The sequence below is a fragment of the Staphylococcus petrasii genome (assembly GCF_002902565.1).
GTDB lineage: Bacteria > Bacillota > Bacilli > Staphylococcales > Staphylococcaceae > Staphylococcus > Staphylococcus petrasii.
The window spans coordinates 1-3,234 of the sequence record NZ_PPRC01000074.1 but is presented as its reverse complement, the minus strand read 5'-3'; the positions used below and the strand labels follow the sequence as shown (position 1 = coordinate 3,234).

Genomic DNA, 3,234 nt, shown 5'->3' with positions numbered 1-3,234 from the left:
AGTTTTAAGTATCCGAATATTAGCCATTATATCCTCCTCATATACCATATAAAACGTTTAATAATATAATTTGATAATAAAGTAATATTTAAAAACACGCAATCTAATTTTTAGTGACAAGTTTTTAAGTTTAAAAATAGTAAAAAAATAATAAATAAATATTTTGAGGATAAAATATGTTTTAACAAGACAAATTGAACATTTTTTATAAAAAAAGAGTAGAACAATGCACGCAACATGCATCATTCTACTCTGCTAAAATTTTACAATTTATTATTAATGACTATTGAAATTAGTCTACAACTTGAACGTTTAAGTCAACATCTACGTTACCTTTTACTGCTTTTGAGTAAGGGCAGAATTCGTGTGCTTCTTGTAGATATTTTTCAGCATCTTCTTGTGATAATACGTTTTTAACTTTTGCATCGATAGATACGCCTAATTTAGGACTTTCTGCATTAGGGTCATCTTCTAAACGTACAGTTAAAGTAACTTCTGGTTCAGCATCGCGAACTTTGTTTTGTTTTAAGATAAGATCGAATGCACCATTGAAGCATGAAGCATAACCAGCTGCGAATAATTGTTCAGGGTTAGTTGCGTTTCCGTCCGCTTGTTGTGGTGGTAATACATCTACATTAATTGCATTATCGTCAGTGTGAACATGTCCTTTACGTCCACCAACGTTTGTTGCTTTAGTTTCATATTGAACTGCCATTATTATTACCTCCTAAATTTCGTGTTCAATCACTGTATACCCACCTTTGAAATTTTAAATCATACATATTTAATTTTTTTAGGAAAATGAAGCACCAAAACGTCACGAGTTTGGAGTTATAGGCACAATAGTTTAAAATAAAACAAAATCATATCGAGAAAGTAGGGAGTTTCATGACAACTGTAGAAGTAGCCGCAACAATAGCGCCAACAGAATTAATAGATGATGCAACTTTAAACGATTTAAATCAATATCAGAATGAGATAGATATAGTTGAATTACGCATTGATCAATGGCCAGAAAATCATATTCAATTACTTACTAAAAATCTCGAAATATTGCATAATCAAGATGCAAATTTTAAAGTATTAGTCACGTATCGTACGAGTTCACAAGGTGGTAAAGGTAGTTTGCCTTATGAAGCATATATGAAGCTGTTACAAGATATAGTGCATTTGAATTACTATCATATGATTGATATCGAATGGGATAGTGATTATGATATCTTTGCTCATCGTGATCTCGTTCGTTTGGCACAGGAGAATTATAAACAAGTTGTCGTGTCGTATCATAATTTTCAAGGAACACCAGACATAGATATACTAAAATTCACTTATTATAAAATGCATCAATTGAATCCTGATTATGTCAAAATCGCAGTTATGCCACAATGTCGAGAAGATGTTGCAACGTTATTACAAGCGATGGCTGCTAGTGTGGATGCCGTTTATCCAAAAGTAATTGGAATTTCGATGTCACAGTTAGGTGTAGTAAGTCGTGTGGCACAAGGTGCCTTTGGAGGCTCGGTTTCTTATGGCTGTTTAGGTGAGCCTCAAGCGCCTGGTCAACTACATGTGAAAACGTTGAAAGCGCAATTATCATTCTATGAGAATATGTAGCATACATTTGAATTTGCTTATATAAAAGCTTATAATTGATAATAGTTATCATTATGAAGGAGCGATAATTGTGGAATTACAAGAAGCAATTTCTTCAAGAAGAAGTATTAAAAAATTTAAACATGATATGACTATCGATGATGAGGCATTATTTGATGCGATAGAGAAGGCTACAGATGCTCCTAATCATGGGATGAGAGAGCCATGGAGAGTTATCCATGTAGCAAAAGATAGATTAGGCGATATGAGTAGAGATGTGACTCCATTCGCCTTTCCAAATAGTCCGGAAAAACAAGAAGATCACTACAATGCAGTTACAAATTTAGGTGGAATGTTAGTACTAGTATTAAAAACAGACCCACGCCAACGTCAAAATCGCGAGAATTTCTTTGCGATGGGCGCATATGCTCAAAACTTGATGTTATTATTATATGAAAAAGACATTGGTACATGTTGGAAAACACCACCTTACATCTTTGAACCTAAAGTGCGTAAAGTATTAGGTATTAAAGATGATGAAGCGATTGCTGGTTTACTTTATTTAACAGATTTAGAAGTAGTACCACCAAAAGCACATCGTAAAAGTAAAAACTTAATTTCTGAGTATTAATATAAAAAATGACGGCTGAAACAAATAAATGTTTTAGCCGTCTTTATTATCAAATTAGATTTCTATTCTACTTCCTACTTGTTGAAAGTTTCTTCTAAGAATGATTCTACTTGCTCTGGTGATTTTGCATTAGCTGAATGTAAGTGTGCACGTTTATTACCATTTTCAAAAACTAATAAACTTGGGATGCCCATTACTTCATTATCAGCTGCTACATCTTCTAATTCATCACGATTAACTGTATACCATTCATATTGGTTATATTTTTCGACGATTGGATCAATCCACATATCCATTGCTTTACAATCAGGACACCAACCTGCTTCGAATTTAACGATAACGGGTTGATCGCTTTGGATTGTAGATTTAAATTCATCAGTTGTTTTAATGCTTTTCATGTATATACGCTCCTTTTAGTTAAATGCTAACTATATTATAACGGAATATTTATTTTATTCGAAAAATAAAGCTTAAAAAATATAGAGCGTTTACATAAGTTTTCTGATATATTTAGGTTAAATCAATATAGGAGGTTACATCTGAATGATTAAATTTTATCAATATTCAAATTGTACGACTTGTAAAAAAGCAGCTAAATTTTTAGAGACACATGGCGTAAGTTACGAGCCGATTGATATTGTGCAACATACACCAACAAAAAGAGAATTTGAAGATATCATCGAAAAAACAGGTGTAGAAATTAATAAATTATTTAATACGCATGGAGCTAAATACCGTGAATTAGGTTTAAAAGATAAATTGAAAGATTTATCTGATGACGAAAAATTAGAATTATTAGCTTCAGATGGTATGTTAGTGAAACGTCCATTAGCGATTTCAGGTGACAAGATAACTTTAGGTTTTAAGGAAGATCAATATAAAGAGACATGGTTATAAATTAGACTGCAGACAAACCCTTTCACTCTTAAAGCACCACTTCTTCTTTAGAAGTTAGTGGTACTTACACATGAGCTTTAGCTCAGGTGTTCCTTTTTCAAAAATCGTCGTTA

General features: G+C 32.4%; 5 protein-coding genes. 3 read left to right on the top strand and 2 right to left on the bottom strand.

Going from position 1 to position 3,234, the window contains the following annotated elements:
* Window positions 1–292: 292 nt before the first annotated feature.
* Window positions 293–715 carry an organic hydroperoxide resistance protein gene (locus CD127_RS10260; protein WP_103298699.1) on the bottom strand — a complete coding sequence of 141 codons (423 nt, stop codon included), beginning with the start codon at window positions 713–715 and terminating at the stop codon, window positions 293–295.
* Between the two features lie 173 nt (window positions 716–888).
* On the opposite strand from CD127_RS10260, the gene aroD reads away from it, so the two are divergent.
* Window positions 889–1,614: a type I 3-dehydroquinate dehydratase gene (gene aroD, locus CD127_RS10255; RefSeq protein ID WP_103366643.1), complete on the top strand. Its 726-nt coding sequence runs from the start codon at window positions 889–891 to the stop codon at window positions 1,612–1,614.
* Window positions 1,615–1,684: 70 nt separating this feature from the next.
* Entirely contained in the window at window positions 1,685–2,224 is a 540-nt protein-coding gene (locus CD127_RS10250; RefSeq protein WP_103366642.1) for a nitroreductase family protein, read from the top strand.
* A gap of 74 nt (window positions 2,225–2,298) precedes the next feature.
* Here CD127_RS10250 and CD127_RS10245 read toward each other — a convergent pair whose 3' ends face one another.
* A complete protein-coding gene (locus CD127_RS10245) occupies window positions 2,299–2,622 on the bottom strand; it encodes a thioredoxin family protein (protein WP_103366641.1) in 324 nt (107 codons plus the stop codon).
* 145 nt (window positions 2,623–2,767) lie between these two features.
* Here CD127_RS10245 and CD127_RS10240 point away from each other — a divergent pair, with 145 nt between their 5' ends.
* Window positions 2,768–3,121, top strand: coding sequence for an arsenate reductase family protein (locus CD127_RS10240; RefSeq protein ID WP_103366640.1), 354 nt, complete (start codon window positions 2,768–2,770; stop codon window positions 3,119–3,121).
* The last annotated feature ends 113 nt before the right edge of the window (window positions 3,122–3,234 follow it).

Bases quoted from the DNA above. Each gene is read 5' to 3' on its own strand.
- CD127_RS10240 (WP_103366640.1), top strand. From the start codon at position 2,768: ATGATTAAATTTTATCAATATTCAAATTGTACGACTTGTAAAAAAGCA.
- CD127_RS10245 (WP_103366641.1), bottom strand. From the start codon at position 2,622: ATGAAAAGCATTAAAACAACTGATGAATTTAAATCTACAATCCAAAGC.
- CD127_RS10260 (WP_103298699.1), bottom strand. From the start codon at position 715: ATGGCAGTTCAATATGAAACTAAAGCAACAAACGTTGGTGGACGTAAA.
- aroD (WP_103366643.1), top strand. From the start codon at position 889: ATGACAACTGTAGAAGTAGCCGCAACAATAGCGCCAACAGAATTAATA.